The 24,092-nt window shown below is 59.6% G+C and carries 24 protein-coding genes; 11 read left to right on the forward strand and 13 right to left on the reverse strand.

Annotation, left to right across the window (positions count from 1 at the left end):
* Positions 1–649: 649 nt before the first annotated feature.
* The 5 genes from glpK to ptsP all read left to right on the forward strand — a co-directional run bounded on the left by glpK (position 650) and on the right by ptsP (position 7,182).
* Positions 650–2,149 (forward strand): glycerol kinase GlpK, encoded by a 1,500-nt coding sequence (gene glpK, locus ACIQWS_RS15840; protein WP_346305877.1) that lies wholly within the window; start codon positions 650–652, stop codon positions 2,147–2,149.
* A gap of 78 nt (positions 2,150–2,227) precedes the next feature.
* Positions 2,228–2,953 (forward strand): MIP/aquaporin family protein, encoded by a 726-nt coding sequence (locus tag ACIQWS_RS15845; protein WP_223615868.1) that lies wholly within the window; start codon positions 2,228–2,230, stop codon positions 2,951–2,953.
* Positions 2,954–2,968: 15 nt separating this feature from the next.
* On the forward strand, positions 2,969–3,970 hold the full coding sequence (gene dhaK / locus ACIQWS_RS15850) for a dihydroxyacetone kinase subunit DhaK (protein ID WP_223615867.1): 1,002 nt from the start codon (positions 2,969–2,971) through the stop codon (positions 3,968–3,970).
* A gap of 111 nt (positions 3,971–4,081) precedes the next feature.
* Complete coding sequence (gene dhaL / locus ACIQWS_RS15855; protein ID WP_346305878.1) at positions 4,082–4,711, forward strand: dihydroxyacetone kinase subunit DhaL; 630 nt, start codon at positions 4,082–4,084, stop codon at positions 4,709–4,711.
* Positions 4,708–7,182 carry a phosphoenolpyruvate--protein phosphotransferase gene (ptsP, locus tag ACIQWS_RS15860; RefSeq protein ID WP_403181220.1) on the forward strand — a complete coding sequence of 825 codons (2,475 nt, stop codon included), beginning with the start codon at positions 4,708–4,710 and terminating at the stop codon, positions 7,180–7,182. Before dhaL ends, ptsP begins: the two co-directional genes overlap by 4 nt.
* A gap of 5 nt (positions 7,183–7,187) precedes the next feature.
* Here ptsP and ACIQWS_RS15865 read toward each other — a convergent pair whose 3' ends face one another.
* The 5 genes from ACIQWS_RS15865 to ACIQWS_RS15885 all read right to left on the reverse strand — a co-directional run bounded on the left by ACIQWS_RS15865 (position 7,188) and on the right by ACIQWS_RS15885 (position 12,658).
* On the reverse strand, positions 7,188–8,666 hold the full coding sequence (locus ACIQWS_RS15865) for an MDR family MFS transporter (protein WP_403181223.1): 1,479 nt from the start codon (positions 8,664–8,666) through the stop codon (positions 7,188–7,190).
* Positions 8,667–9,142: 476 nt separating this feature from the next.
* The gene (locus ACIQWS_RS15870; RefSeq protein ID WP_346305881.1) at positions 9,143–10,180 is read right to left on the reverse strand and encodes an extracellular solute-binding protein; all 1,038 of its coding nucleotides are present in this window, start codon (positions 10,178–10,180) and stop codon (positions 9,143–9,145) included.
* 71 nt (positions 10,181–10,251) lie between these two features.
* Positions 10,252–11,064: an ABC transporter permease gene (locus ACIQWS_RS15875; RefSeq protein ID WP_403181227.1), complete on the reverse strand. Its 813-nt coding sequence runs from the start codon at positions 11,062–11,064 to the stop codon at positions 10,252–10,254.
* Positions 11,061–11,894, reverse strand: coding sequence for an ABC transporter permease (locus ACIQWS_RS15880; protein WP_403181231.1), 834 nt, complete (start codon positions 11,892–11,894; stop codon positions 11,061–11,063). The genes ACIQWS_RS15875 and ACIQWS_RS15880 overlap by 4 nt, the downstream gene beginning before the upstream one ends.
* Before the next feature lie 11 nt (positions 11,895–11,905).
* A complete protein-coding gene (locus ACIQWS_RS15885) occupies positions 11,906–12,658 on the reverse strand; it encodes an MBL fold metallo-hydrolase (RefSeq protein WP_403181234.1) in 753 nt (250 codons plus the stop codon).
* Positions 12,659–12,787: 129 nt separating this feature from the next.
* On the opposite strand from ACIQWS_RS15885, the gene ACIQWS_RS15890 reads away from it, so the two are divergent.
* The 3 genes from ACIQWS_RS15890 to ACIQWS_RS15900 all read left to right on the forward strand — a co-directional run bounded on the left by ACIQWS_RS15890 (position 12,788) and on the right by ACIQWS_RS15900 (position 15,507).
* Positions 12,788–13,615, forward strand: coding sequence for an IclR family transcriptional regulator (locus ACIQWS_RS15890; protein WP_403181239.1), 828 nt, complete (start codon positions 12,788–12,790; stop codon positions 13,613–13,615).
* 8 nt (positions 13,616–13,623) lie between these two features.
* Positions 13,624–14,430, forward strand: coding sequence for an inositol monophosphatase family protein (locus ACIQWS_RS15895; protein WP_403181242.1), 807 nt, complete (start codon positions 13,624–13,626; stop codon positions 14,428–14,430).
* 237 nt (positions 14,431–14,667) lie between these two features.
* Positions 14,668–15,507 (forward strand): bifunctional allantoicase/(S)-ureidoglycine aminohydrolase, encoded by an 840-nt coding sequence (locus ACIQWS_RS15900; protein ID WP_403181244.1) that lies wholly within the window; start codon positions 14,668–14,670, stop codon positions 15,505–15,507.
* Between the two features lie 47 nt (positions 15,508–15,554).
* Here the strand turns inward: ACIQWS_RS15900 and ACIQWS_RS15905 are convergent, their stop codons facing one another.
* Complete coding sequence (locus ACIQWS_RS15905) at positions 15,555–15,776, reverse strand: hypothetical protein (RefSeq protein WP_403181247.1); 222 nt, start codon at positions 15,774–15,776, stop codon at positions 15,555–15,557.
* Positions 15,773–16,528 carry a COG4280 domain-containing protein gene (locus ACIQWS_RS15910; RefSeq protein WP_403181250.1) on the reverse strand — a complete coding sequence of 252 codons (756 nt, stop codon included), beginning with the start codon at positions 16,526–16,528 and terminating at the stop codon, positions 15,773–15,775. Before ACIQWS_RS15910 ends, ACIQWS_RS15905 begins: the two co-directional genes overlap by 4 nt.
* A 79-nt stretch (positions 16,529–16,607) precedes the next feature.
* On the opposite strand from ACIQWS_RS15910, the gene ACIQWS_RS15915 reads away from it, so the two are divergent.
* Complete coding sequence (locus ACIQWS_RS15915; protein WP_403181251.1) at positions 16,608–17,516, forward strand: MurR/RpiR family transcriptional regulator; 909 nt, start codon at positions 16,608–16,610, stop codon at positions 17,514–17,516.
* Here the strand turns inward: ACIQWS_RS15915 and ACIQWS_RS15920 are convergent.
* From ACIQWS_RS15920 to ACIQWS_RS15935, 4 genes are read right to left on the reverse strand one after another with little or no spacing between them, the layout of a single operon-like run.
* Positions 17,502–18,287, reverse strand: coding sequence for an undecaprenyl-diphosphate phosphatase (locus ACIQWS_RS15920; RefSeq protein ID WP_346305891.1), 786 nt, complete (start codon positions 18,285–18,287; stop codon positions 17,502–17,504). The genes ACIQWS_RS15915 and ACIQWS_RS15920 overlap by 15 nt on opposite strands.
* A gap of 24 nt (positions 18,288–18,311) precedes the next feature.
* Positions 18,312–18,911 carry a tyrosine-protein phosphatase gene (locus ACIQWS_RS15925; RefSeq protein WP_403181256.1) on the reverse strand — a complete coding sequence of 200 codons (600 nt, stop codon included), beginning with the start codon at positions 18,909–18,911 and terminating at the stop codon, positions 18,312–18,314.
* Positions 18,908–20,356 (reverse strand): ATP-binding protein, encoded by a 1,449-nt coding sequence (locus tag ACIQWS_RS15930; protein ID WP_403181259.1) that lies wholly within the window; start codon positions 20,354–20,356, stop codon positions 18,908–18,910. The genes ACIQWS_RS15925 and ACIQWS_RS15930 overlap by 4 nt, the downstream gene beginning before the upstream one ends.
* On the reverse strand, positions 20,343–21,020 hold the full coding sequence (locus tag ACIQWS_RS15935; protein WP_403181265.1) for a winged helix-turn-helix domain-containing protein: 678 nt from the start codon (positions 21,018–21,020) through the stop codon (positions 20,343–20,345). Before ACIQWS_RS15935 ends, ACIQWS_RS15930 begins: the two co-directional genes overlap by 14 nt.
* 456 nt (positions 21,021–21,476) lie before the next feature.
* Between ACIQWS_RS15935 and ACIQWS_RS15940 the strand changes: the two genes are divergently transcribed.
* A complete protein-coding gene (locus ACIQWS_RS15940; protein WP_403181268.1) occupies positions 21,477–21,737 on the forward strand; it encodes a hypothetical protein in 261 nt (86 codons plus the stop codon).
* Positions 21,738–21,770: 33 nt separating this feature from the next.
* Entirely contained in the window at positions 21,771–22,559 is a 789-nt protein-coding gene (locus ACIQWS_RS15945; protein ID WP_403181271.1) for a hypothetical protein, read from the forward strand.
* Positions 22,560–22,606: 47 nt separating this feature from the next.
* Here ACIQWS_RS15945 and ACIQWS_RS15950 read toward each other — a convergent pair whose 3' ends face one another.
* Together ACIQWS_RS15950 and ACIQWS_RS15955 are read right to left on the reverse strand one after the other, a co-directional pair.
* A complete protein-coding gene (locus ACIQWS_RS15950; protein ID WP_403181274.1) occupies positions 22,607–23,245 on the reverse strand; it encodes a DedA family protein in 639 nt (212 codons plus the stop codon).
* Positions 23,238–23,837 (reverse strand): class I SAM-dependent methyltransferase, encoded by a 600-nt coding sequence (locus ACIQWS_RS15955; protein ID WP_403181277.1) that lies wholly within the window; start codon positions 23,835–23,837, stop codon positions 23,238–23,240. Before ACIQWS_RS15955 ends, ACIQWS_RS15950 begins: the two co-directional genes overlap by 8 nt.
* Positions 23,838–24,092: the final 255 nt, after the last annotated feature.

Genomic DNA, 24,092 nt, shown 5'->3' on the forward strand with positions numbered 1-24,092 from the left:
AGGATGTGCTGTGGCGGCGCACCAAGGTCGGCCTGCATGTCACCGACGCCCAGGCCGACGCCCTCGAAACCTTCATGGCCAAAACCGTCCAGCGCAGATCGCAATAGCAGGTGGCGGCTGGCCTCGCGGCCAGCCCATTCAGTGACGTGTAAGCGGTTGTGAATGCGCGTTTTATTTTCACTTTACATTCCTTGCCTTCGCGTTTGGTTTCGGTTATCGTTTCATCAACGACAAATGATCGCTTAGACAGCGGCTGTATCCGGTGGAACGCTAGAGTTGGGGTGGCACGTGCAAGCACGTCCTTACGGGCTCATTGTTTTCGGAGTTGATCTCGACGGCTGCGGCATTGCCCAGCCCGCCGTGGACACGGCGTTTTGCGGGGTATCCGATAGCAGGATCTGGCGTTTCTCCGATCATGAGCCTGCCGGACCAGTGCATACGCCGTCACTTCTTTTGAGCATGGCCGCCAGTCCGAAACGCGCCGCTTGCCGCAACGCAATGGCTGCTCAAAACCTTGTTTTCAATTCACCATCCGACATCCAAACCAAGGGGATCGCAATCCGTCTGGGGAGCCGGGAGGCTTGCGGTTGCGACCTCTGGCCGAGCCGAAACACCACACCGAACGCAAGAGAAGAAACAGGAGGAAAGTATGACGAAATATGTTGGATCCATTGATCAGGGCACAACCAGTTCCCGCTTCATCATCTTTGATCGAAAGGGTACTGTCATTGCCGTCGATCAAAAGGAACACGAGCAGATATTTCCCAAACCCGGCTGGGTTGAACACAACGCGATCGAGATCTGGCGCAACACGATGAGCGTCGTTGCCGGTGCGCTCAAGAAAGCCAAGCTTTCCGCATCGGATCTGGTCTCGGTCGGTATCACCAACCAGCGCGAAACAAGCGTTCTCTGGGACAAGAAGACGGGCGCGCCGCTGCACAATGCCGTGGTCTGGATGGATACCCGCACGGACCAGCTCGTCGGCCGCTACGCGAAGGACGGCGGCAAGGATCGGCTGCGCGAAAAGACAGGTCTGCCGCTTGCGACGTATTTTTCCGGATTGAAGCTGCATTGGCTTCTCGACAATGTGCCCGGCGCGCGCGCCAAGGCTGAAGCAGGAGAGGTGCTTTTCGGCAATATCGATACCTGGCTGGTCTGGAACCTCACCGGCGGCGCCGATGGCGGCATTCACATCACGGATGTGACGAATGCCTCCCGCACGCAGCTGATGAACCTCAAGACCCTGGATTGGGATGACGAGATTCTCAAGCTCTTCAACATTCCGCGCGCCTGCCTGCCGACCATCCGCTCGTCGAGTGAAGTCTATGGCGAGATCAAGGCGGCGCCGCTCCAGGGCGTGCCCGTTGCCGGCATTCTCGGCGATCAGCAGGCGGCGTTGTTCGGCCAGGCATGCCTCAATCCGGGTGAAGCCAAGAACACCTATGGTACCGGCTGCTTCATGCTGATGAATACGGGTGAAAAGCTCGTTCCATCGACCTTCGGCCTGCTGACGACGGTCGGTTACAAGCTCGGGGACAAGAAGGCGGTTTATGCGCTCGAAGGTTCCATCGCCATTACCGGCGCCCTCGTGCAATGGCTGCGTGATAACCTCGGCATCATCCAGACAAGCCCCGACGTCGAAGCTTTGGCCCGGACGGTGGAAGACAATGGCGACGTGTATTTCGTCCCGGCGTTTTCCGGTCTTTATGCGCCGCATTGGAAGGACAGCGCCCGCGGCGTCATTGCCGGCCTGACCCGCTTTGCCAATAAGGGGCACATCGCCCGTGCGGCGCTCGAGGCCAGCGCCTACCAGGTGCGCGAAGTGCTCGACGCCATGGTCAAGGACTCCAAGGTCGAGATCAAGGAACTGCGCACGGATGGCGGCATGACCGTCAATGAATTGCTGATGCAGTTCCAGTCGGACATTCTCGACGTGCCGGTCGTGCGCCCGAAGGTCATCGAGACCACGGCTTTGGGTGCAGCCTACGCGGCCGGTCTCGCCGTCGGTTACTGGAAATCCACCAATGACATCGTGGAAAACTGGGGTGTCGACAAGCGTTGGCATCCGGCCATGTCAAAGGCCGAGCGTACCAAGCTCTTTGCCGCCTGGAACAAGGCTGTAACCCGTTCGCTTGACTGGGTGGATTAATACATCGTCAATTGGGGGAGCTGCGCTCGTTGCAGCTCCCTTTGTTCCGTTCATCATCATTTTTAGGAGGAGGAGACTATGCATACACCATTTATCGGTGAACTATTGGGGACGATGATGCTCATCATTCTCGGCGACGGCGTCGTTGCCGGTGTTTTGCTGCAGGGTTCGAAGGCGCAGAATGCGGGCTGGGTGGCAATCACCGCCGGCTGGGCATTTGCGGTGCTCGCGGGCGTGTTTGTCGCCACATCGACAGGCAGTCCCGACGCGCACATCAATCCGGCAGTGACAATCGGTTTTGCTGTTGTATCGGGCGACTATTCGAAGATTGCGTCCTATATTCCGGCTCAGCTGATTGGTGCCTTCCTCGGCGGCGTCATCGTCTGGCTGCAATATCTGCCGCATTGGGCGAAAACATCGGACGCCGGCCTGAAACTTGCAGTTTTCTGCACGGGACCGGCCATTCGGAATACGGGGGCAAACCTTATCAGTGAAATCATCGGCACCTTCGTGCTGGTCTTCGTCATTGCCGCCATTTTCTCGAAAGCGGTTGCAGGCGCCGGCATCACCCCGGCAATCGGGCCTTACATGGTTGCCATGCTGGTCTGGGCCATCGGCCTGTCGCTCGGCGGAACCACCGGTTACGCCATCAATCCGGCCCGCGATCTTGGACCGCGTATTGCTCACGCCGTGCTGCCGATCTCCGGCAAGGGCGGCTCCGATTGGGGCTATTCGTGGATTCCGGTGGTCGGTCCTATCGTTGGTGCTATCATTGCTGCGTTCTTCATCAAGGCCCTGATTTAACCCAAGGAGGCTGGCATGAAAAAGCTGATCAACGCTCCCGACGCTGTCGTGGAGGAAGCTCTGGACGGCATGACTGCCGCCCATGGCGATCTGATCCGAGTCCACCGCAACCCCAATTTCATCACGCGGGCCGATGCGCCCGTTCGGGGAAAAACCGCCCTCCTTTCGGGGGGCGGCAGCGGTCATGAACCCATGCATGGCGGCTTTGTCGGCCGGGGCATGCTCGATGCAGCCTGTCCGGGAGCGGTCTTCACCAGCCCGACCCCGGACCAGATGCTGGAAGCATCAAAGGCGGTCAACGGCGGCGCAGGCATTCTTCACATCGTCAAGAACTACACCGGCGATGTGATGAATTTCGAAATGGCCGCCGATCTTGCCCGGGCAGAAGGCATTGACGTCGAAAGTGTTGTTATCGACGATGACGTGGCGGTGAAGGACTCGACGTGGACCGCCGGCCGGCGCGGCGTTGCCACGACGGTTCTGGCGGAGAAGATATGCGGCGGAGCCGCAGAAGCCCGGATGCCGCTCGCACCGGTGGCCGATCTTTGCCGCAGGGTCAATGCCAACGGCCGCTCCATGGGCATGGCATTGTCGGCCTGTACCGTGCCGCATGCGGGCAAGCCATCCTTCATCCTGCAGGAGGATGAGATGGAAATCGGCATCGGCATTCACGGCGAGCCGGGCCGGCACCGGGTGAAGCTGGAGAGTGCGGATCGTGTGGCGGAAATGCTGCTCGAGCCCATTCTCGAGGACCTGCCTTTCAAGAGCGGCGACAATGTGCTTCTCTTCGTCAATGGCATGGGGGGAACGCCGCAGATCGAACTGTATATCGTCTATCGCAAGGCATATGAGATCGCGGCGAAACACGGGCTGAAAGTCGTCCGCAATCTTGTCGGGTCCTATGTCACCAGTCTGGAAATGGCGGGCTGCTCGATCACCCTGCTGAAACTGGACGATGAAATGGTGAAGTTCTGGGACGCTCCGGTGGTCACGCCATCGCTGCGCTGGGGCGCCTGACATGATCGGCTGAAGCCCTCGGTCCGGGCATCGGCCAGGCTGTGAAATCAAGTCCCATCCCGTTCGCGGGGTGGGACCATTGTTGTCAAAATCTATCCGGGAGATATTCAAATGGATGTGCTGTCCGTCGCAACGCTTGTCACGTGGATCAACCGTGCTGCCGATGTCTATGAGCGTGAAAAGGCCTATCTGACGGAACTCGATGCGCCGATTGGCGATAGCGATCACGGTGAGAACATGGCCCGCGGCTTCCTCGCGGTCAAAGCCAAGCTGGCGGATCAGTCATTCCCGGATGCCGCTGCTGTCTTCAAGACGGCGGCGATGACATTGCTCTCGACCGTGGGCGGCGCCAGCGGTCCGCTCTATTCGACATTTTTTCTCAGTGCTGCGGTGAAGGCGACGGGCAAGGCTGATCTTACCCTTGCCGACTGGACGGCCTGCCTGGAAGCCGCTCTTGCCGGCATCGTGCAGCGCGGCAAGGCGGCGCTGGGCGACAAGACCATGATCGATGCGCTGTCTCCTGCCGCCGATGCGCTGAAGCAGGCCGCCGGCAAGCCACTTGCCGAAGCGCTGGCCCTGAGCGCGGCGGCGGCCGAAACCGGCATGAAGGCAACCATTCCGCTCGTGGCACACAAGGGCCGTGCGAGTTATCTTGGAGACCGCAGCGTGGGGCATCAGGATCCCGGCGCGACATCCACCCATTACCTGCTTAAAGCTCTCGCCGATGTTGCCGCGGCATGAGCGGCGCGTCTGATCACGTCGCGCTCATCCTCGTTTCGCATTCCCGCATGCTTGCCGAGGGTGTCGCCGCACTGGCGCGGCAGATGACAGGGGATACGGTCACGATCATCTGCGCCGCCGGGATGGGGGACAATGGTGACGAGATCGGCACTGACGCCATGCGTATTCTCGAAGCCTTGACCGAGGCGGACCATCCGGCGGGCAGTCTCGTGCTCATGGATCTCGGCAGCGCACTTCTGTCGGCGGAGATGGCGCTGGACCTGACCGAGAGCGACCAGCGCACGCGTGTGATTTTATCGGCGGCGCCGTTTGTCGAAGGTGCCATCGCAGCTGCAGTGGCAGCAGGGCAGGGCCTGCCGCGCGCGGAGGTTGAGCGTCAGGCGGTGCAGGCGCTGCGGCCCAAGATCGAGCAGCTGGGCGGTGAGGTGTTGTCCGCGCCGGAAGCCGCACCGGCAGATACCGGCGCGCCCGATGCCACGGCCGAAGCGGTCATTCCGGATCCGCATGGTCTGCATGCGCGCCCCGCCGCGCAGGTTGCGGCACTGGCTGCAAAATTCATATCGCAGATCGGCATTGCCCGGGCGGAAGGCAACAAATCAGCCGCTTCGGCGGTCAGCATGATCGACCTCATGACGCTTGGCGTGCGGCAAGGCGATCGCCTCATCATCACGGCGAGCGGTGCGGATGCACAAGAGGCCGTATCGGCCATGCGCGATCTGATCCAGAGCCTGGCCGGCAAGGCCGACCCTGCAGCAGCACCGGCGCAAGTCGTTGCGAAAGGCAATGCGACACCCGTTTCTCCGGGGATCGCCGTTGGACCGCTGACTGTTCTCAAGCGCCCCGTGCTTGAGGTGTCGAACGCATCCATTGCCGATCCGCAGGCCGAAATTGCCCGTCTGGATGCTGTCATTGCCTCCGTCGGCGAAACCCTGGGCAAGACGCATGGCATGGCGGGAGATATTGCGGCTGTTCAAATCGGACTTCTGGCCGAGCCTGGACTCATTCCGGCTGCCCGGACCAAAATCACCGATGAAAAATTGAATGCAACGGCGGCGGTTTCGGCGGTCTTTGACAAGGCGGCACTGGCATATCGCAGCCTTGAAGATGCCTATTTGCGTGCGCGCGAAGCCGATCTGCTCGATCTGCGCGATACAATCATCGCGGCGCTGCTCGGCCGCGCGGCGTTTGAACTGCCGGCCGGGCCGCCAGCCATCTTGCTTGCGGACGAGTTGCCGCCGTCCGTAGCGCTTGTTCTCGACCCCGCTCAGGTCCTCGGCGTGATCGAGCGGCGCGGCGGCGCGACATCGCATGCGGCAATCCTGTTGCGCGGGGCCGGTATTCCAGCCATCGCCAATGCCGGGGGACTTGTTCCGGCGGATGCGGCAACCGTTGCATTCGATGGCGCGACCGGTGCTGTTCTGTTCGATCCGACGCCCGAACAAAGCGCGCCTTTCCTCAAGGCGCGTGATGAAGAAAAGCTGGATGCTTCCGGCTCCACTCTGATCGACGGCAGCATCGAAATGCGGGACGGACGCCGAATTGAGCTGTGGGCCAATGTTGTCGGCGTTGGCGATGCCAAGGCTGCAGTGAAAGCCGGTGCTTTGGGCATCGGCCTGCTGCGCACGGAAATGATGTTCCTGGACCGGCAGGAAGCTCCCGGTGAAATCGAGCAGATGCGCGAACTCAAAGCGATCTTCGATGTATTCACGGGCAAGCCGATCGTGGTGCGCACGTTGGATGCCGGAGGGGACAAGCCGGTTCCCTATATGAACATGCCCGAAGAAGCCAATCCGTTCCTCGGTGTGCGTGGCTTGCGTCTTTCCCTCGCGGAACCGGCAATCTTCCAGACGCAGCTGCGTGCGATCCTGCGTGCTGCCGCCGGGCACGATGTGCGGATCATGCTGCCCATGGTGACGCAGGTCGATGAACTGCACGCGGCGCGCCGGGCCCTGGACGAGGCGCATGCGGCGCTCGATGCTGCAAAAATCGACCATCGCTGGCCCATCGATCTTGGCATCATGGTTGAGGTGCCGGCTGCCGCGCTGACGGCGAAACAGTTTGCGGGAGCGGCGGATTTCTTTTCCATCGGCACCAATGATCTGACCCAGTACACCCTTGCGGCGGAGCGGGGCAATCCACGGCTTGGCACCTTTGCAGATGCCGCCCATCCGGCCGTGCTTTCCCTCATCCGCGATGTTGTCGAAGCGGCGGAAGCGACCACTATTCCGGTTTCCGTCTGCGGTGAAGCCGCAGGCGATCCCGGTGCAGCCGTTCTTCTTGTCGCATCCGGCGTGACCAAGCTCAGCATGGGGGCGGCATCCCTGCCGCGTGTGGCAAAGCGATTGCTCGGAACAGAGGTAAATCTGCAGGATCTGCGGGACCGCTGGCAGGATGCTGCTTCAGCGGCCGATATGCGGCAGATCCTTTCGGACGGTGCACCCGGCGATCAGCGTTCCACGAAACGGGCTTGAACCGTTCAGTGATGCCCGCCTGAAGCCTGGCTCCCTTCGGGTTTCCGGATGAAGAACGCCGCGACAACGGCACCCAGCGAGATAATCGCTCCGCAGAGAAAAGCGGTTTTGATGCCGCCGGTCGTCGCGGTCAGAATATTGGCCCCACCCGCGGCGAGGCTCGCCGAACGCAAGGTCATGATGGCGACAAACAGCGCCGTTCCCGCCGCGCCGGCCACCTGCTGGGTGGTGCCGATCATGGCGCTGCCATGGGAATAAAGCTGTGGCGGCAATGAACCGAGGCTGACCGTGAACAGGGGCGTGAACATGAGCGCGAGGCCGATGCTCAGCACGATATGCGCGATCAAAAGGACCCAGAAGGGTGTGTCCTGCTGCACGAAGACGAGACCCCACAGCACCAGGCTCAAGACGATGGCGCCGGGGATGATCAGCGGCTTCGGTCCGTACTTGTCGAAGAGGCTGCCGACAGTGGGCGCGCAAAGACCCATGATCAGGCCGCCCGGCAACATCAGCAATCCGGTCTCCAGCGTCGAAAGCCCGAGGACGTTCTGCAGATAAAGCGGTAGCAGGATGAAAACGCCGAACATCGACATCATCAGGATCGCCATCATCGCGGTCGAAATCGCGAACGTCCGTATGGTCAATGTGCGCAGGTCAAGCAGGGCCCGCTCCTGCTTTTGCAGCTGCAGCTGGCGCAGGAGGAAAACCGCAATGACCACTGCTCCCAGCACAAGCGGGAACCAGGGCGATACGGTGGGCGTGTGAATCGCGGCTTCACCCAGTCCGCTGAGGCCGTAGACGAAACTGCCGAAACCCACGGCCGAGAGAAAGATGGAGAGGATGTCGATCGGCGCCTTGATCGGAACCGTTACATTGCGCATGCGCAGGGTGCCGAGGCCCAGCGCCAGCAGCGCAATCGGCAGGACCAGCAGGAACAGCCAGCGCCAGTCGAGTGCGGAAAGGATCAGCCCGGAAATGGTCGGTCCGATGGCCGGGGCCACGGAAATGACAATGGAGATGTTGCCCATGGTCTTGCCGCGCGTTTCCGGCGGCACGAGATTCATGATCGTGGTCATGAGCAATGGCATCATCACCGCGGTGCCGGACGCCTGGACGATCCGTCCGACGACCAGCTCCGGGAAACCCGGTGCCAGCGCGCATACCAATGTGCCGGTGCTGAACAGCGACATGGCCAGAATGAACACCTGCCGCGTGTGCAGCCGCTGCAGCAGAAAGCCGGTGATCGGGATCACCACGGCCATGGTCAGCATGAACGCCGTGGTCAGCCACTGGGCAGCACTTGCGGTTATCTTCAGATCCGCCATCAAGTGCGGCAACGCCACGCCCATGATGGTTTCATTGAGAATGACGACAAATGCCGACACCAGGAGCAAGGCAATGACAAGCCTGTTGCGGGCGCTATGGTCTTGCACGGGAGACGCAGACGACGTCCCATCGGCATAGGTCGGTGTATCATGGGTCATGGAGCTGCCTTGATTTGATATGGAATCTGGGTAGGCCCGGTTTGTCCGGCAACAGAAGCGCTTGATGCGTCTCATCTGTGATGACGAACCATCACGGGGGATTTCGACGGGTGCGATGGATTATTTTGAAATGTACATCGGCAAAGCGAGGCTCAGCATTGAACGAGGCATCGGAACAAATTCCTTGCGGACTCAAACGCGACTCATGGAAACAAGCATTCTCATTTGATTGCCCATAATGCAATAGAACGAATTCTGACAGACTTAAATATTTGATATCATATTCCCGAACCAGCCACTTCGTGCCACTGGCGGGTATGTATGTCTTCATGTACGGCTTAAGGAATTCAATTTCACAAGTGAAACAGAAATTATAGCGATATATTAAATAGATGCCGTATTTTCATGATAAATTAAATAATGAAACCGTGCGCTTACCGACGTAAGCGCACGGTTCGCTTTTGCGTTGGAAGCAACTATTTTGCGAGTTTATCCCAACCATCGGCAATTGCCTTGATCGCGCCGGAGAAGCTGGTCAGATTGGTTGGAAAACGCACTTTCTCATAGGCGCTGGCTGGCAGCATTTTCGTCTTCACGTCGTCTGGCAGCGCGATGTCCCGGGTCGGATGAGCATAGCCCTGGGCGAGAAGCAGCTGTCCTTCATCGGAGAACAGATAGTCGATGGCAACCTTTGCCGCGTTCGGGTGCGGTGCGACCGAACTGATGTACTGGGCGAACAGCATTCCAACGGTACCGTCGGCGGGAATGATGACCTTGAGCGGCAAGCCGGTCGCATCGCGCTTGGCAAAGCCGTCAAAATCATAGACCAGGGAAATAGGGCATTCGCCCTTTTGTACGGAGCCGACATTCAGGACCACGCCGTTGCGCAGGTTGCCGCTGTCGCGCAGTGTTTTGAACCAGTCGAGGCCGGGCTGCACATTGGCCTCGCTGCCGCCATTGGCATAGGCTGCGGCAAGGACGGAGGCTGTTGCATAGGTAGAGATGCGCGGATCGCGACTGCAGACCATGTCCTTGTATTGCGGCTTGAGCAGGTCATTCCAGGTCTGCGGCAGCTCCTTCACCTTGTCCGTGTTGACGAGGAAAGCGATGGCGCCCCAATAGGACGCGGCCCAACGGCCTTCGGGGTCCTTATATTGCGGCTTTATGCTGTCCCACGAGGTATTCTTGTAGCTGGCAGCCAGGCCGTTCTCCAGCAGACGTGCGGTGAAATCGTAGCCGATATCGGCAATATCCATGACCGGTGCATCCTTCTCCGCGAGAAGGTGCGTTATCTGCTCCGCCGATGTCATGTCGGTATCGACATGCTTGAGCGCGTATTTGCTTTCAATATTGGCGAAGATGGTCCCGAGATTGACCCAGTCATCCGACATGCCATAGCTGACATATTGGCCTTCCTTCTTGGCGGCGGCGAGCTTGTCGTCGGCCATCGCCGGCAGAAGCTGGGCGCTGAAGACGGCAGCGCCGATGATCATGGTAACGAGTTTCTTGGTCATGGTTTTCTCCAGAGGCGGGTTTGTTCGATACACGCCGCTCCCGCTTGCGGCGTGCATGTCGGTGTTTGCGTTCAGTGCGGGGTATCGGCTCTCGCGTTCTGGCGAACCCGCGTTGCACTCCACAGGATGGCAAGCGAAATGAGCCAGGCGAATGCAAAGCTCATGAAGGCAAGGGCGCTTGCCTGCCGGGCATCGGAACGCGTGAACTCGACGAGATAGATCGGAAAGGTCTTGAAGCGCGTGCCGGTCATCAGATTGGCAAGGACGAACTCGGCGAAGGCCGTGGAAAAGACCAGCAGGCTGCCGTTGACAATGCCAGGTGCGATGTTGGGCACGATAACCCGCAGCAAAACCTGCGCGGGGTTGGCGCCAAGGCTTTGCGCCGCCTCTGAAAGCCTGTTCGTATCCACGCTTTCAAGCGCGTTCATCACCGCGCGGTACATGAACGGCAGCGTGATGATGACATAGGCCGCAATCAGGAGATTGGGCGTGTTGATGAGGGGGAGCGGCAGCTTTGAATAGAGGCGGATGAGAGCAAGCGCCAGCACCACCCCCGACAGGGAAAAGGGCACGAGCGACAGGAATTCCAGCCATGGCTTGGCCCGCGGCATGCGCGCATGGACGAGATAGGCCGCAGGCACCACAAGGATCAGCGAAACCAGAACGGACAGTACGGAAAGCCAGAGCGAATTCATCAGCGTATCGAGGAAAGCCGAGCGCGATGAAACCTTGATCCACCAGTTCAGCGTCAGTCCTTCCGGCCACAGGGTCCGGTCCCAGCGGGTTGCGACGGAAAACAGTGCCGTTGCAATGACCGGGACGATCATGAACGCGATGAAGGAACCGATGACCGGTGCCCGCCATGTGAGGGATTTCATGCTCATGCGGAACGCCTCATGCGGCGCATGAAATGCTGATAGGCAACGAGGCAGCTTCCCATGACAAGCAGGGAAAGAACCGCAAGCGCATCAGCCAGTGCCGGGTCAAGCTTCACCTCGCCGCGTATGAGGGCGGCGATCTGCACAGGGATGATATTGACGTCGGAACCGGTAAGGGTCCACGCGGTCGCATAGGCGCCGAAGGCATTGGCGAACAGTAGGAAAAAACTTGCCAGCATGGCCGGCGCGAGAATGGGCAGTCCGATGCCGGTCCAATATTGCAGGCCGGAAGCGCCGAGGCATTCCGCCGCTTCCCGCCACTCCCGCCGCAGCCCCTTCAGCGCGGGGATGACGAGCAAAATGGCCAGCGGCAGCTGGAAATAGAGGTAAGCGATACCCAGGCCGCCGATCGAATAGATCCGGAAACCGGGATAGAGGTCGATACCGGCATAGCTCAGGAGGATCGTGATGAAGCCGGTTGAGCCAAGCGTGATGACAAAGGCAAAGGCAAGCGGGGCACCCCCGAAGTTTGCCGTGACATTGGCAAGGGCGGTCAGCGACAGCCGGACGGTGGCGTTGGAGGATGTGGCGATGGCATAGGCGATGATCGTCCCCAAAAGAGTCCCGCCCAGGGCCGTTGCGAGCGACAATTGCAGGCTGTTGGCGAAGGCTGTGGCGATGGATGGCGTCAATGCCCGCGCAAAATTACCCAGCAGCATGCCATCCGGCCCGCTCAAACTCGACTTCACAAGCATGAGGACCGGCAGGATTTCGAAGGCACTGACGAATGCCAGCAGCGGCAGAAGGCCCAACCAGGTGCGGTTGAGCTTTCCCAACCCAATCCTCTTCACGGCAGCACCACCACCGTGCCGTCACGCGCCACGATGACGTCACCGTCAAACACGGAACAGACCTGCCGCGCCACCTCGTCGTCATCCGTATCCGGATAGAGGTGTGTGAGCAGAACGCGTTTTACCCCGGCAGACGCTGCGAGGCGGCCAACGCCATCGGCCGTGAGATGATCCGCCGTGACAAAACCTGTGGGGAAGGAGCACTCGCAGGCGAAAAGGTCTGCCTTGCGGGCCAGTCCGGCAAGAGCGGCGCTTTCGATTGCATCGCCGGAATAAACAAAGACCCGGTCATCGGCTTCAAGCCGAAATGCCAGGCTGTTGTCCGTGTGGCCGGTCAGTGCTGTTTCGATGACGAAGCCGGGAAAATCATGCCGGCCGGCAGTCAATTCGACGATATTCAGTTCGTAGTTTTCCGGCTCCGTGCCGTCGAACAGGTTCATGATGCCGGCAACGAAATCGCTCAAACCCTTGCAGCCCATGAGGGTGAGGGGTGTCGTGCGGGTCCATCCGGGTGTGGCATTGAAAGCCTGCAGCAAGGCGATGAGATCGAGCACGTGGTCCGAATGCAGATGGGAGATAAAAACCTTGCCGAGGTCACGGTAGCTGAACCCTGCCGAATGCAGGCGCGCCAGCGTTCCCGCGCCCATATCAAACACCAGCCGCTCATCGGCGATATCAACGAGGTAGCCGGATGGGCTGCGGTTGGCGCAGGGAAGGACGGTGCCTGCTCCGAGTACTGTCACGTGCATGATTCATTCCTGGTAGCATCCTGTCTCAGGCAAAAGGAAGTTGCCCAGATAGGATTTGTTTTTTATTACGAAACAGTGTTTACTATTAACACGTGTCTGTTTAATGACAGGGAGGAGGAATTGTGCGCAATGGCTGAAGATCTCTACCGGGTGCAAAGCGTGGGACGAGCGCTGGATATCGTCGACAAGATCGCGGGTTCGGGGCGGGAGGGCGCGCGTCTGACTGACCTTGCGCGGGATGTCGGCATCACGAAAGCGGCGGCCTATGCCATTCTGTTGACGCTGAAGGCACGCGGCATCGTGACGGATGTGGGCGAGGGGATGACGCGGCGCTATCTGCTCGGCCTTGCCCTGGTGCGCCTTGGGGATCTCGCCATCAGCGGAACGGGGATCGCCGATGTGGCAATGCCGGTTCTGCGCCAGTTGACGCAGTCGATAGGCATCACCTCGCGCGTTGCCATCTGGGACGAGGATGCGGCCGTGGTGATCGGCAGGGCTGACGCACCCGATGCCATTCGCTTCGAGGCGGCGCTTGGCCGGCGCGAACGGCCGCATTGTTCGGCAGTCGGCAAAATCTTTCTTGCGGCCATGGCGCGCGAAGATGCGGTGACCATTCTGGAGCGTGTCGGATACCCCGCGCGGACCGCCAAGACACTCAGCTCGATACCGGCATTGAGCGCTGCGCTCGATCTCGTGACCGAGCGGCATTATGCGATTGATGACGAGGAAGATCACGAAGGCGTGGTCTGCGTCGCTGCCGGTGTCTTCGGACATGATGGAGCGGCCGTGGGGGCGATCAGCGTGACGACTTTGAAACAGCTGCTGCCGGATGCCGCCGTACCGGCGATGGCGCGATCGCTCATCGAACATGCCGACCGCATTGCCGCGGCACTGGGCGGCCTGCCGTCCGCCACGGCCTGGCGCATGAAATCACGGGCAGGCACAGCAAAACCATGAATGTTTCCATGAGCGATGCAGCGCTTTCCGCGCGTTACGATTTCGCGGTTTCAGTGGTGCAGCAGGCCGGTGCGGTTGCCATGCGCCACTTCCGCAGGTCTGACGGTCTCGGCATCATCGAGAAGGGGCCGCAGGACCTGGTCACCGCAGCGGATCACGCAATCGATGCTCTCATCCGCAATGCGATCCAAAGCCGATTTCCGGATGACGGCATTCTGACCGAGGAGTCCGGGGGAGATATCAGCGCGCAGGTGTGGGTTGTCGACCCCATCGACGGCACGGGAAATTTTGCCCGCGGCATCGCCGGTTTTGCCATCTCAATTGCTTTCAGCCTCAATGGTGATACGCGGATTGGCGTGGTGTTTGATCCCGTGGCTGGGGAATTGTTTGTTGCGCGCCGTGGCCATGGGGCGTTCTGCAATGGCGAGCGCATGCGGGTGAGCACAACCGCGACGATGGGGCGGGCGGCGGTTGAAGCGGGCTATTCCAGAAGGACATCGTCACGCGACTATCTGGCCTTGATGGCGCGTTTGCTCGATGGGGGGTGCGAGTGCGTTCAATTCGGTTCCGCGGCGCGCGGCCTGGCTCAGGTTGCCGCAGGGCGCATTGACGGCTATGTCGAGGCGCATCTCTTTGCCTGGGATGTGCTTGCCGGTTTGCTGCTTGTCGAAGAAGCCGGCGGGTATGCCGATCCGTTTCCCCTTGAAGGCGATGGGCAGAAGGGGCTGCCGGTCCGTGCCTGTACACGCGGGCTTGCGAGGCAGTTGCAGGAAGCCATGAATGGCGCCAGCGACCCCTTGGACAAAATGTCGTAGACGAAATCGTCAAAACATCTTCAATATCATTTTGAAAATGCTGCGCATCCGGTTGATTTACTATGGGCGGAATCGCCGCGTGAGCGGCGCTGATCAACCCATGTGATTTCAATGGGATTCTGCTAGGGATTGGGAGTTTGCTTCATTTGCAAGATGGTTCATAGGAGCGGGTAACACTGGCCCGCGGAATTGCGCATCTGGCGCTCAAACATTATTGGACAAGCTGAGGAGTCTCCTATGTCCCGAAACACCTATTATGCTCCCCAAGGCGGACATCCCTCGCAAAGCCAGCTGCTGACGGGCCGTGCCGTATTCACCGAGGCCTATGCCGTCCTGCCGAAGGGGGTGATGCAGGATATCGTCACCAGTGTTCTGCCGTTCTGGGACAAGACCCGGTGCTGGGTTCTGGCGCGACCATTGTCCGGCTTTGCGGAAACCTTCTCGCAATACATCATGGAAGTCGCACCCGGCGGCGGCAGCGCACGCCCGGAGCTGGACCCGGACGCGGAAGGGGTGCTGTTCATCGTCGAGGGCGCGCTGCAGCTGACGCTTGCCGGCAAGACCCACACCATGCAGCCGGGCGGCTATGCGTTTATCCCGCCTGCAGCCGATTGGTCCGTTGTGAATACAACGGATACGTTCGTGCGTTTTCACTGGATACGCAAAGCCTACGAGGCCGTCGACGGCATCGACCTGCCCACGCCGCTTGTGCTCAATGAAAACGACATTGCGCCTTCGGTCATGCCGGACACGGATGGCAGATGGGCAACCACGCGTTTCGTCGATCCCGCCGATGTGCGGCACGACATGCACGTGACGATTGTCACGCTGCTGCCGGGCGCCGTTATCCCGTTTGCCGAGACGCACGTCATGGAACATGGCCTCTATGTGCTGGAAGGCAAGGCCGTCTATCGTCTCAATCAGGATTGGGTCGAGGTCGAAGCCGGCGATTTCATGTGGCTGCGCGCATTCTGCCCGCAGGCCTGCTATGCCGGTGGCCCGCAGCCTTTCCGCTACCTGCTCTACAAGGATGTCAACCGCCACATGAAACTGACGCTGCATCCCAAGCAGCGCTGACGTGTAGGCGAATGGAGCAGCAGCCGGACACCCGCAGGCGTGTCCGGTTATGGCCGGCGTGAACGGACCGCAGCTGCGGTTGTGACGATAATCAGCGTTGCCAGGCATCCCGCCAGAAACAGATATCCGATGATGGCCGTATTCACGGCAGGCACCCATTTGACGATGGCCGCCGTCGCCGCCACCACGGCACAGGTGGCCGCCGTCAGCTTGGCATCGCCCAGGAACATCTTGTAGAGTTCCGCAAACACTTCCTTCAGAATATTCATCGGGAAAGCTCCTGCCGCTTTGCGCTTAGGATATAGGACATCGCGATTCCCGTCAGCAGGAAGAGGGCGGCGAAAAGCAGCAATGTCAGGTCCTGTCCCGGCCAGGCGATACCTAGGCCTTCTCCGGTCCAGAACACGCCGAAGGAGGACAGCATGACCCCGACGCCGAACTTCATGGTGTTTTCCGGAACGCGCGACAGGGGCTTGTGGACAACAGCGCCCACCAGCAACACGAGCACGCACGCGGCCAGTGCCCCAAGCGCAGCCGGACCGACGAGGCCGCGACCGGAGCCGACGGCGATCACGATGAACACGACTTCAAGTCCCTCGAGGAGAATGGCCTTGAATGCCGTTATACCGGCGATCCAGTCGAGCGAGGTGCCATGCGTCTGTGCCTCCTTGTCGAGATTGGCCTTTTCCGCCTGAAATGCGGCAAGCTCGTCGTGCAGGGGAACAATGCCTGCCGACCGGAGGATGGCCTTGCGCAGCCAGCCCATGCCGAACAGCAGGAGCAGAACGCCGATGACCAGTTGCAGGCCATGCAGCGGAACCTGATCGAGCAGCGGTCCCAGACCGGCGACGATGATTGCAAGGACCGCCAGGCCCGCAATGGTGCCGGCGATGGCGGGGCGCCAGCCCCGGAGGACACCGACCGCCAAAACGATGGTGAACGCCTCAACGACCTCGACAACGGAGGCGAGGAAGGCCGCGCCGATTGCTGGTCCCGCTATGCTCCACGAGATACTGTCCATGATGATGAGTCGCTTGGTTGTATTTACTACATTGCACGTGATAATGTAGTAAATACGACAAATGTCAATGGAGAACACGTTGTCCGGAGTACGTTCCATCTTTCTGCCGGTTCATGACGGCTCTCTTCCGCTGAGCCAGACGGAGCGGCGGGTCGCAACCTATTTCGCCGCAAACAGGCATCAGGTGCTGGTCATGTCCGCGATGGAACTTGCCAGGACTCTGGGGACCAGTGACGCGACCGTCATCCGCACCGCCAAGGCTCTCGGTTTCGACGGGCTTGATGCCCTGCGCCGCGCCATTGCCGATGACTTGAAGACGCAGGACAACCCGGCAGAGCGGATCACCCAGACCATCAGGGAAACCGGGGGAGATCTGAAGAAGGCGTTTGAAGACACGCAAAGGGCTCACATCCAGGCTATCGAAGCAATCAGCGAGAATGTGCCGGTGGATGATTATGTTGCGCTGGTGACAAGGCTGGCCGGGGCGCGCGAGATCGTCATTTTCGGCATCGGCCCCACAAGCGCGCTTGCCGTTTACTTCGCGACCCAGCTGACGCGGTTTGGCTTGAGGGCGCGGGCAGTGACGGCGACCGGTCTTCTGCTGGCGGACCAGCTCCTGCCGATGGAGAAGGGCGATTTGCTTTTCATTATGGCCTATGGGCGGGTCTATTCGGAACTCGACGTGCTCGTCGATCATGCGGACCGCGTGAATGCCGGAAAAATACTGGTGACGGATACGCTGGAAAGCCAGCTGGGGCCAAGAGTTGATATGACGCTCACGATCCCGCGCGGAAAGACCGATGCCTTCAGCACGCACACGGCAACGCTGGCATTCATCGAGGCGATCATCGTCGGCCTGGCGACCTTTCAGCCGAAGGCGGTGATTGAAAAGCTTGAACTTCTCAATCTGTTGCGCTCGGAGCTGGCCGGAGACGATGTCAGGCTCATGCATCGTCTCCACAAAGGCGGCAGATCAGGCAAGCACTGAGACACCGAGCAGGACAAGCCCGAAGAGAATGCGGTAGATCGCGAAAGCCGTGAAGCGGTTCGAACGTATGTAGTTGAGCAGCCATTTGACCGCGATGAATGCGGTGATGGTCGACACGACGAACGCTATGCCGAGGGCGCCCCAGTCCTCATTGCCGCCACCGGTTTTCCACTGGCCGTACAATTCATAGGCGCTGGCTGCATACATCGTCGGGATGCCCACGAGAAATGCAAACTCGGTTGCCGCTGCGCGGTTACTTGTTCCGGCCAGCATGGCAATGAAAATGGTGGCCGCCGACCGGGAGGTGCCGGGGAATATGCCGGCCACGATCTGTGCGATACCGACGAGAATGGCAACCAGCCACGTCACTTCAGTCCGGTCCGGCTGTTTTGCCGCAAGCCATTCGGCCACCAGCATCCACAGGCCGCCAATGATCAGCGCCCACGCGACCGGCTGCAGGGTCTCCGGCAGTTTGAAGCCCAGCTTCTTGGCGATAAGCCCCAAAGCGGCGGTTATCAGAAATGCCAGAAGCAGCTTGCCGACATAGGCTCGGTTTTCCGGCAGATGGAGCCCGAATGCGAGGGACCATATCCGCCGCCAGTACACGATGGTCACCGCCAGTATGGCACCGGCCTGAATGACGATGTTGAAAAGGTCCGACCTTTGCCCCAGCCAATGCTCGGCGATCAGAAGATGGCCGGTGCTGGAAATCGGGAGGAACTCCGTGATGCCTTCAATAATTCCCAGGATGACCGAATTGAGAATATCCATTTTGCGCGCCTAGAGATGAGAGGGTTACGAATCGGGGAAGCCAAGCCAAGGTTCGAGTTTTTCGAACGTGATGTCCATCGCATAGGCAGGGTTGCCCCAAACCGAGAAATGACCGAACAGCGGAGAAAACTGCGATTCCGCGTGTTCTTCGCCACCGTGCGCGATTGCCGCGATGTAAAGGGCCGCGGCCAGCCCGGTCCGGTCGGCCCCGCCTTCGCAATGGATCAGCACGGGCTTTTCGACCTGCTTCATCACAGCGAGCAAAGCTGCGGCGTCATCCTGCGAGAGGATTTCCCGCGACGACATGCGGAAGTCGACATGCTTAACCCCAAGATCCCTGGCGGCGAGCACTTCCTTGTCATACCAGCCCGTGCCCGTATTTTCACCGCGCAGATTGATGATGGTCTTGATGCCATAGGTCTTCTTGTAGAACGCGATCTGCGACGGTGTCGGCTGGGCCGACCGGTAAAGTTCGCCGGGGATTGTTGTATGGAAATTGCCTTGCCACCGCATGGTGCCGTAATAGCCGCCGACGCCCAGCACTGCGACAAGCAGCACCGCGCCGCTGCCTTTGAGAAGTTTTCGCCAACTGCCGCGACGAGCCGAATGCGTGTGCTGCTTCATTGGCCGTTGTTCTCCGCAGATGGGTTTGACATGAATGATTGTTTCGCGCGGGCCGTAGTCGCAGCCAGATCAGGGCGGTTGTAAGGCGGAACAACCGGGAACGACAATTTTACCCGCAGCCCCGGACCATTGTCTTGCAACGCAATACTCGCCTGGTGGAGGTCGAGAATAGCCTTGACCAGACTCAAACCCAGCCCCGTGCCGGGTGTCGTCCGGCTTTTATCGAGACGGTAAAGCCGTTGGAAGACCTTGTCGCGTTCTTCAACAGGGATTCCCGGGCCATTATCGGCAACGTCGACATTGATCGCGGCGTTCGAACGGGTTGCGTTGATCCAGATTTTCGCCCCCTCCGGGCTGTGGCGTATCGAATTCTCAACCAGATTGGCGAAGAGCTGAATAAGCAGCTCGCGGTCGCCCGTCATCGTAAATGCAACATTCGGTTCGAGCGATAGCCGCAATTGCTGTTTTCGATCATCGGCAACATCGGCGTAAACCTCCATGATCGTTTCAAGGCATTCCCGCAGGTCGATCCCGGAAAACCGTGACCGCCGCGATCCGGCCTCGATCTGCGCGATGCGCAGGAGGGCATCAAATGTCGCGTTGATGTGATGGCTTTCGTCCTGCGCCCGCTTGAGATCGGCGACAATCGACGACCCACGGCCCGCCCTGTCGATGGCCTGGCTGATGGTCAGGGACAATCTGTTGAGGGGTGTCTTGAGATCGTGGGCGATGTCGGTGCTGACCTGGCGCATACCTTCCACCAGCGAACTGACCCGGCCGAGGGCCTGGTTGACCTGCTCCGAAAGGCGGTCGATATCGTCGCCGTTCCCAACCAGCGGAATGCGCACGTCGAGCTTGCCGGAGCCGACCTTGCGCATGGTCGATGCAACCGTTTCCAGACGCTTCTGCACGCGCGACGCCAGAAAAACACCGCCCGCCGCGGCAAGGATCAAAACCATGACGCTGGCCCAGGCAAAACTGATGAAAACAATCCGCAGAAATTCTTCGTTTTCCCTGAAACTCATTCCGACAATCAGTGGTTGCTTGTCCACCTGGCCGGAATAGACGCGATAGGGCTCGTCATTGGCCAAGCCCAACCGCGTCCCCTCAACCGTCGACCAGCCGGAAGGCACCTCCGCCTTCTCTATGTTGCCTGCCAGGCGTTGCCCGTCCTTCGACGACAACAGGAAGACACGGCCGAGGCCCGAAGAAGACAGGACGTGGCTGGTGACCGTCTCGGACAGTTCGGAGGCATCGCCCTCTCCGTAGGAGGCGGTCAGTATCGCATAGGTATCCTGGATGGTCTGGTCCAGATGGTCGGCAAGCTCCTGTTTGAGCAGTTGAAACGTGATGAAGCCCGCCACGACAAACGACATGATGAAGAGCGTGGCAAAGATGATGGCCAGCCGGAACGGCGTGCTTTTGAGAAGGTCAATGCGGCGCATGCAGGCTGTAGCCGGTGTTTCGGATGGTGTGCAGCAGAGGAAACGAAAACGGCTTGTCGATCTTTGCCCTGAGACGGCTGATATGGGTTTCGACAACGCTGGTCTTCGGGTCAAAGTGGAAATCCCAGACGCGCTCGAGCAGCATGGTGCGGGTCAAGACCCGGCCCTCATTGCGGATGAGGACTTCCAACAGTCTGAATTCGCGCGGCTGCAAATCGATGATGTTGCCGCCGCGCTTCACGGTTCGGCGCATGAGATCAACTTCCAGATCCGCGACCGCGACAGTGTTGCTCTCGCTTTGAAAGGGCGGTCGCCGGTGCAGTGCGTTGACGCGGGCGGACAGTTCCGAAAAGGCGAACGGCTTGACCAGATAATCGTCGCCGCCCGCCTCCAATCCCTCGACCCGGTCATCCAGTCCGCCGACCGATGTGAGAAACAGGACCGGTGTCTTCACGCCAGCCACGCGCAGCGCCTTGACGATGGAGAGGCCATCAAGACCCGGAAGCATCCTGTCGACAATGAGAATATCGTATTCCGTGCCGGCTGCATGGGAAAGTGCGCTTCTGCCATCTGAAATCACCTCGGCGATGTGTCCGGCTTCGGTAAAACCTTTGGCAATGTAGTCCGAAGTCTGCCGGTCATCCTCGATGATCAGTATGCGCATGTTCCGTCCCGAATTCGTCCGTGTTGATCGACTGTAGCATAAACCAAAAGCACATGATGTCTTGATGTGGATTCTTGTCCTCTTCCACGGGGCGTACAGGTTTCTCGTCACGGCCACCTTTCCGGCACCTTACGGTTTGGTAAGAAACCGGCGCATGCCTGCGCTTACGAAATGGTAAGGGTGGGGCGAAGTGCCCGTAAGAATGGCCGTTCAAACTCTCCGGCAACGACCAAACCATGCTGGAGAGACCCAATGGATCGATATCTCGCGAAATACCCCACCCTGTTTATCGGGGCCGTGCTGTTGGCGGCCCTGCTGCTCTCGTTCCTGACCGTTCCCTCCTGAGGGAACCGCCGCGCCGCCCCTTACAAACCCAAATACTGGCAGCGAACCGGAATGTGTTGCGTTCGGTTTGCCGCCCTTTCCCCCCGCCGATCATTCAATGGAGTGTCCACAATGAAGAAATATGCCCTCCCTTTGTGCCTGCTTGTGCTCTCGACCAATTTTGTTGCACCGCAGAGTTTTGCCGCCGGGCCCGCACCTTGCGAAGACATGTTGAAGGATGTCCGTGCTGCCAAGGCCACGGCAAAGCTTAACGAAGCCGACAAGGCGCAGGTCGACCAGCTTGAAGCCAAGGGCGTCGAACGATGCAATGCGGACGACGACAAGCGCGCTGACGAATTCTTTGCGCAAGCTTTGAAATTGCTAGGCAAATAAACCGATTTTCACCGACCGGAAGGAATCCTGACAATGGATGTCACCAGGCAAGAAACGTATGGGGCGCTCAACCGCGTCCCCGAGGTCAAAGTCGATTTTTGGCTGATCAAACTGATGGCCGTAACCATGGGAGAAACCGCGGCCGACTATCTGGCGGTGAATCTCGGTCTTGGCCTGTCCGCCACTTCCCTGATCATGAGCACCGTCCTGATCCTGACGCTGGCCCTTCAGTTCCGCCAGCGTCAATATGTTCCCTGGGTCTATTGGACAGCCGTGGTTCTCATCAGCATTGTCGGCACGCTCGTTACGGACAATCTCGTCGATAATTTCCATGTTCCGCTGGAGGTGACCACGATTGTCTTCACGCTGGCGCTGATCGCCACGTTTGCGGTCTGGTATGCCTATGAAAAGACGCTCTCGATCCATTCGATTTTTACAACGCGGCGGGAAGCGTTCTATTGGCTTGCGATCCTGTTTACATTCGCTCTGGGGACTGCGGCGGGCGATCTGGTCGCGGAGAAATTCGGCTTGGGGTTTGCCGCCACCGGGCTGATATTCGGGGCAATCATTGCACTCGTTGCCGTTGGCTACTTCGTTTTTCACCTCAATGCGGTGGTGGCGTTTTGGCTCGCCTACATCTTCACCCGCCCGCTCGGCGCATCGTTCGGTGATTTTCTCTCGCAGCCCAAGGAATATGGCGGCCTGGGTTTTGGAACGATCATCACGAGCCTGATCTTCCTGGGGTGCATCATCGCCATCGTCGTCTATATGACCGTGATGTTCCGCAGCGGAAACCGCAAGGCCGCCAGCCAGGCCGCCTAGCGCCCCATTCCGCACCCGCAGACCTGGCCAAGGCTTCCAGTGGATCGCTATTCCTGCTTCACTGGAAGCCTCTGCCGGGAAGGGCTGCCGGCCATGCGGCGTTTGCAGATCGTAACGATGGCAAGGATTGACATCTCCACGCCGACAAGACCAACGGCTGCCCAGAACGCGGCTTGAAACGGGTCATAGTCAGACGTTCGCAGGACATATCCCAGACAGAGGAAAGGCGCGTTCCAGAGCATGCTGCCAAGCAATGTTGCGGCGCCAAAGATCTTGAAATCCAATCCCAGTATCCCGGCGGGAAGCGCGAGATAAACACGCGCTGTCGGGATGGTTTGCCCCGTCACGGTGACCCAGAAATGATTGCGCCGGTAGGCATTTGTCAGGCGGTCATAGAGTTGGGGGGACAGAAACACGAACCTGCCATACTGGCTGACCTTGCGGGCCACGCGTTCACCCCCCAACGTCCGGCCGATACCGAACCAGCAGCAGGCACCGATGGTCGATCCCAACGTGGTTGCTGCAATCGTGGCAATCAGGTTCTGCGGATCCGCGACCGTCATACCCAGCAGCATGAGCAGGACATAGGACGGAAACAGCGGGATGAATTTTTCCACAACGGCCAGACCTGTGAGGCCGATGAATCCGTAGCCCAGAAGCCATGAAACGGCGCCGAGCTCATCCATTGGCGCTGTCCGGTTCCACGGCTGCGGCGCGGCGTTTGATCCGGTAAACCGATGCCGGGGGGATATTGCGCATCGTCTTGCCGACAAAGCTTTCCTCCAGCTGCAGATGATCCAGAATATACTGAGGGACAGGACAGCGCGGACCATAGGTGATCTGGTAAAATGCGCCATCCGGGCGAAGATAGCGGAAGGCGCCGCTGAGAATTCCCTTCACCTGTCGCGGCGGCATCGTCAGAACACCCAAGCCGCTGACAACCGCACCGACCGTGCCAGGCTCGAACAGGTTGAAATCGCCGATCCGGGCGGCATCCATGCGCAGAATACGCGCATGCGGAAACCTTTTTCCCAGAAACCGGGCGAATTCCGTGCTGTACTCCACCAGCGTCAGCCTTGCCTCCGGTATGCCTCTCTGGAGCAGCGAACGGGTGAACGGCCCGGTTCCCGGGCCCAGCTCAAGAACCGGCCCCATATCCGCATCGATTTCTTTGGTCATCAGGGCGGAGATTCTGTTTCCCGACGGGAGTATGGCGGCGGTGCGCAGCGGATTGCGTATCCAGGAGCGAAAAAAGGAGAGAAGATCAGCAATCGGCATGACGCGATCCTTTTGCGCAAAGGGCGTTGCGGCATGCCAGATGGTGTGATGACCGGTGCGGTCGAATTGATTTCATTGTTTCCTCGCGTGAATTGTCGTTGACGGGGAAACGGTTGCAGCTTCTACATTGAGGCAGCGTGTCATGTCCGGGCTTGTGAACACATTTGGCGTTGCGCCGGAAAAAGCGATTTCCGATGCAAGCCAGCCTCAATGTACGCACGCTATCCTGTGTCATCTTGTTGGCGGACAGGCTTA

The sequence above is a fragment of the Phyllobacterium sp. NPDC097923 genome, assembly GCF_044760925.1.
GTDB classification, from domain to species: Bacteria; Pseudomonadota; Alphaproteobacteria; order Rhizobiales; family Rhizobiaceae; genus Phyllobacterium; species Phyllobacterium calauticae.

What these genes read in the sequence shown, in the direction of transcription:
- ACIQWS_RS15895 (WP_403181242.1), top strand. Translation starts at nt 13,624, where the DNA reads ATGAGCGATGCAGCGCTTTCCGCGCGTTACGATTTCGCGGTTTCAGTG.
- ACIQWS_RS15955 (WP_403181277.1), bottom strand. Translation starts at nt 23,837, where the DNA reads ATGCCGATTGCTGATCTTCTCTCCTTTTTTCGCTCCTGGATACGCAAT.
- ACIQWS_RS15925 (WP_403181256.1), bottom strand. Translation starts at nt 18,911, where the DNA reads ATGAAGCAGCACACGCATTCGGCTCGTCGCGGCAGTTGGCGAAAACTT.
- ACIQWS_RS15905 (WP_403181247.1), bottom strand. Translation starts at nt 15,776, where the DNA reads ATGAATATTCTGAAGGAAGTGTTTGCGGAACTCTACAAGATGTTCCTG.
- dhaL (WP_346305878.1), top strand. Translation starts at nt 4,082, where the DNA reads ATGGATGTGCTGTCCGTCGCAACGCTTGTCACGTGGATCAACCGTGCT.
- ACIQWS_RS15910 (WP_403181250.1), bottom strand. Translation starts at nt 16,528, where the DNA reads ATGGACAGTATCTCGTGGAGCATAGCGGGACCAGCAATCGGCGCGGCC.
- ACIQWS_RS15845 (WP_223615868.1), top strand. Translation starts at nt 2,228, where the DNA reads ATGCATACACCATTTATCGGTGAACTATTGGGGACGATGATGCTCATC.
- ACIQWS_RS15930 (WP_403181259.1), bottom strand. Translation starts at nt 20,356, where the DNA reads ATGCGCCGCATTGACCTTCTCAAAAGCACGCCGTTCCGGCTGGCCATC.
- ACIQWS_RS15935 (WP_403181265.1), bottom strand. Translation starts at nt 21,020, where the DNA reads ATGCGCATACTGATCATCGAGGATGACCGGCAGACTTCGGACTACATT.
- ptsP (WP_403181220.1), top strand. Translation starts at nt 4,708, where the DNA reads ATGAGCGGCGCGTCTGATCACGTCGCGCTCATCCTCGTTTCGCATTCC.
- ACIQWS_RS15875 (WP_403181227.1), bottom strand. Translation starts at nt 11,064, where the DNA reads ATGAGCATGAAATCCCTCACATGGCGGGCACCGGTCATCGGTTCCTTC.
- ACIQWS_RS15870 (WP_346305881.1), bottom strand. Translation starts at nt 10,180, where the DNA reads ATGACCAAGAAACTCGTTACCATGATCATCGGCGCTGCCGTCTTCAGC.
- ACIQWS_RS15920 (WP_346305891.1), bottom strand. Translation starts at nt 18,287, where the DNA reads ATGGATATTCTCAATTCGGTCATCCTGGGAATTATTGAAGGCATCACG.
- ACIQWS_RS15885 (WP_403181234.1), bottom strand. Translation starts at nt 12,658, where the DNA reads ATGCACGTGACAGTACTCGGAGCAGGCACCGTCCTTCCCTGCGCCAAC.
- glpK (WP_346305877.1), top strand. Translation starts at nt 650, where the DNA reads ATGACGAAATATGTTGGATCCATTGATCAGGGCACAACCAGTTCCCGC.
- ACIQWS_RS15865 (WP_403181223.1), bottom strand. Translation starts at nt 8,666, where the DNA reads ATGACCCATGATACACCGACCTATGCCGATGGGACGTCGTCTGCGTCT.
- ACIQWS_RS15945 (WP_403181271.1), top strand. Translation starts at nt 21,771, where the DNA reads ATGGATGTCACCAGGCAAGAAACGTATGGGGCGCTCAACCGCGTCCCC.
- ACIQWS_RS15900 (WP_403181244.1), top strand. Translation starts at nt 14,668, where the DNA reads ATGTCCCGAAACACCTATTATGCTCCCCAAGGCGGACATCCCTCGCAA.
- ACIQWS_RS15940 (WP_403181268.1), top strand. Translation starts at nt 21,477, where the DNA reads ATGAAGAAATATGCCCTCCCTTTGTGCCTGCTTGTGCTCTCGACCAAT.
- dhaK (WP_223615867.1), top strand. Translation starts at nt 2,969, where the DNA reads ATGAAAAAGCTGATCAACGCTCCCGACGCTGTCGTGGAGGAAGCTCTG.
- ACIQWS_RS15890 (WP_403181239.1), top strand. Translation starts at nt 12,788, where the DNA reads ATGGCTGAAGATCTCTACCGGGTGCAAAGCGTGGGACGAGCGCTGGAT.
- ACIQWS_RS15950 (WP_403181274.1), bottom strand. Translation starts at nt 23,245, where the DNA reads ATGGATGAGCTCGGCGCCGTTTCATGGCTTCTGGGCTACGGATTCATC.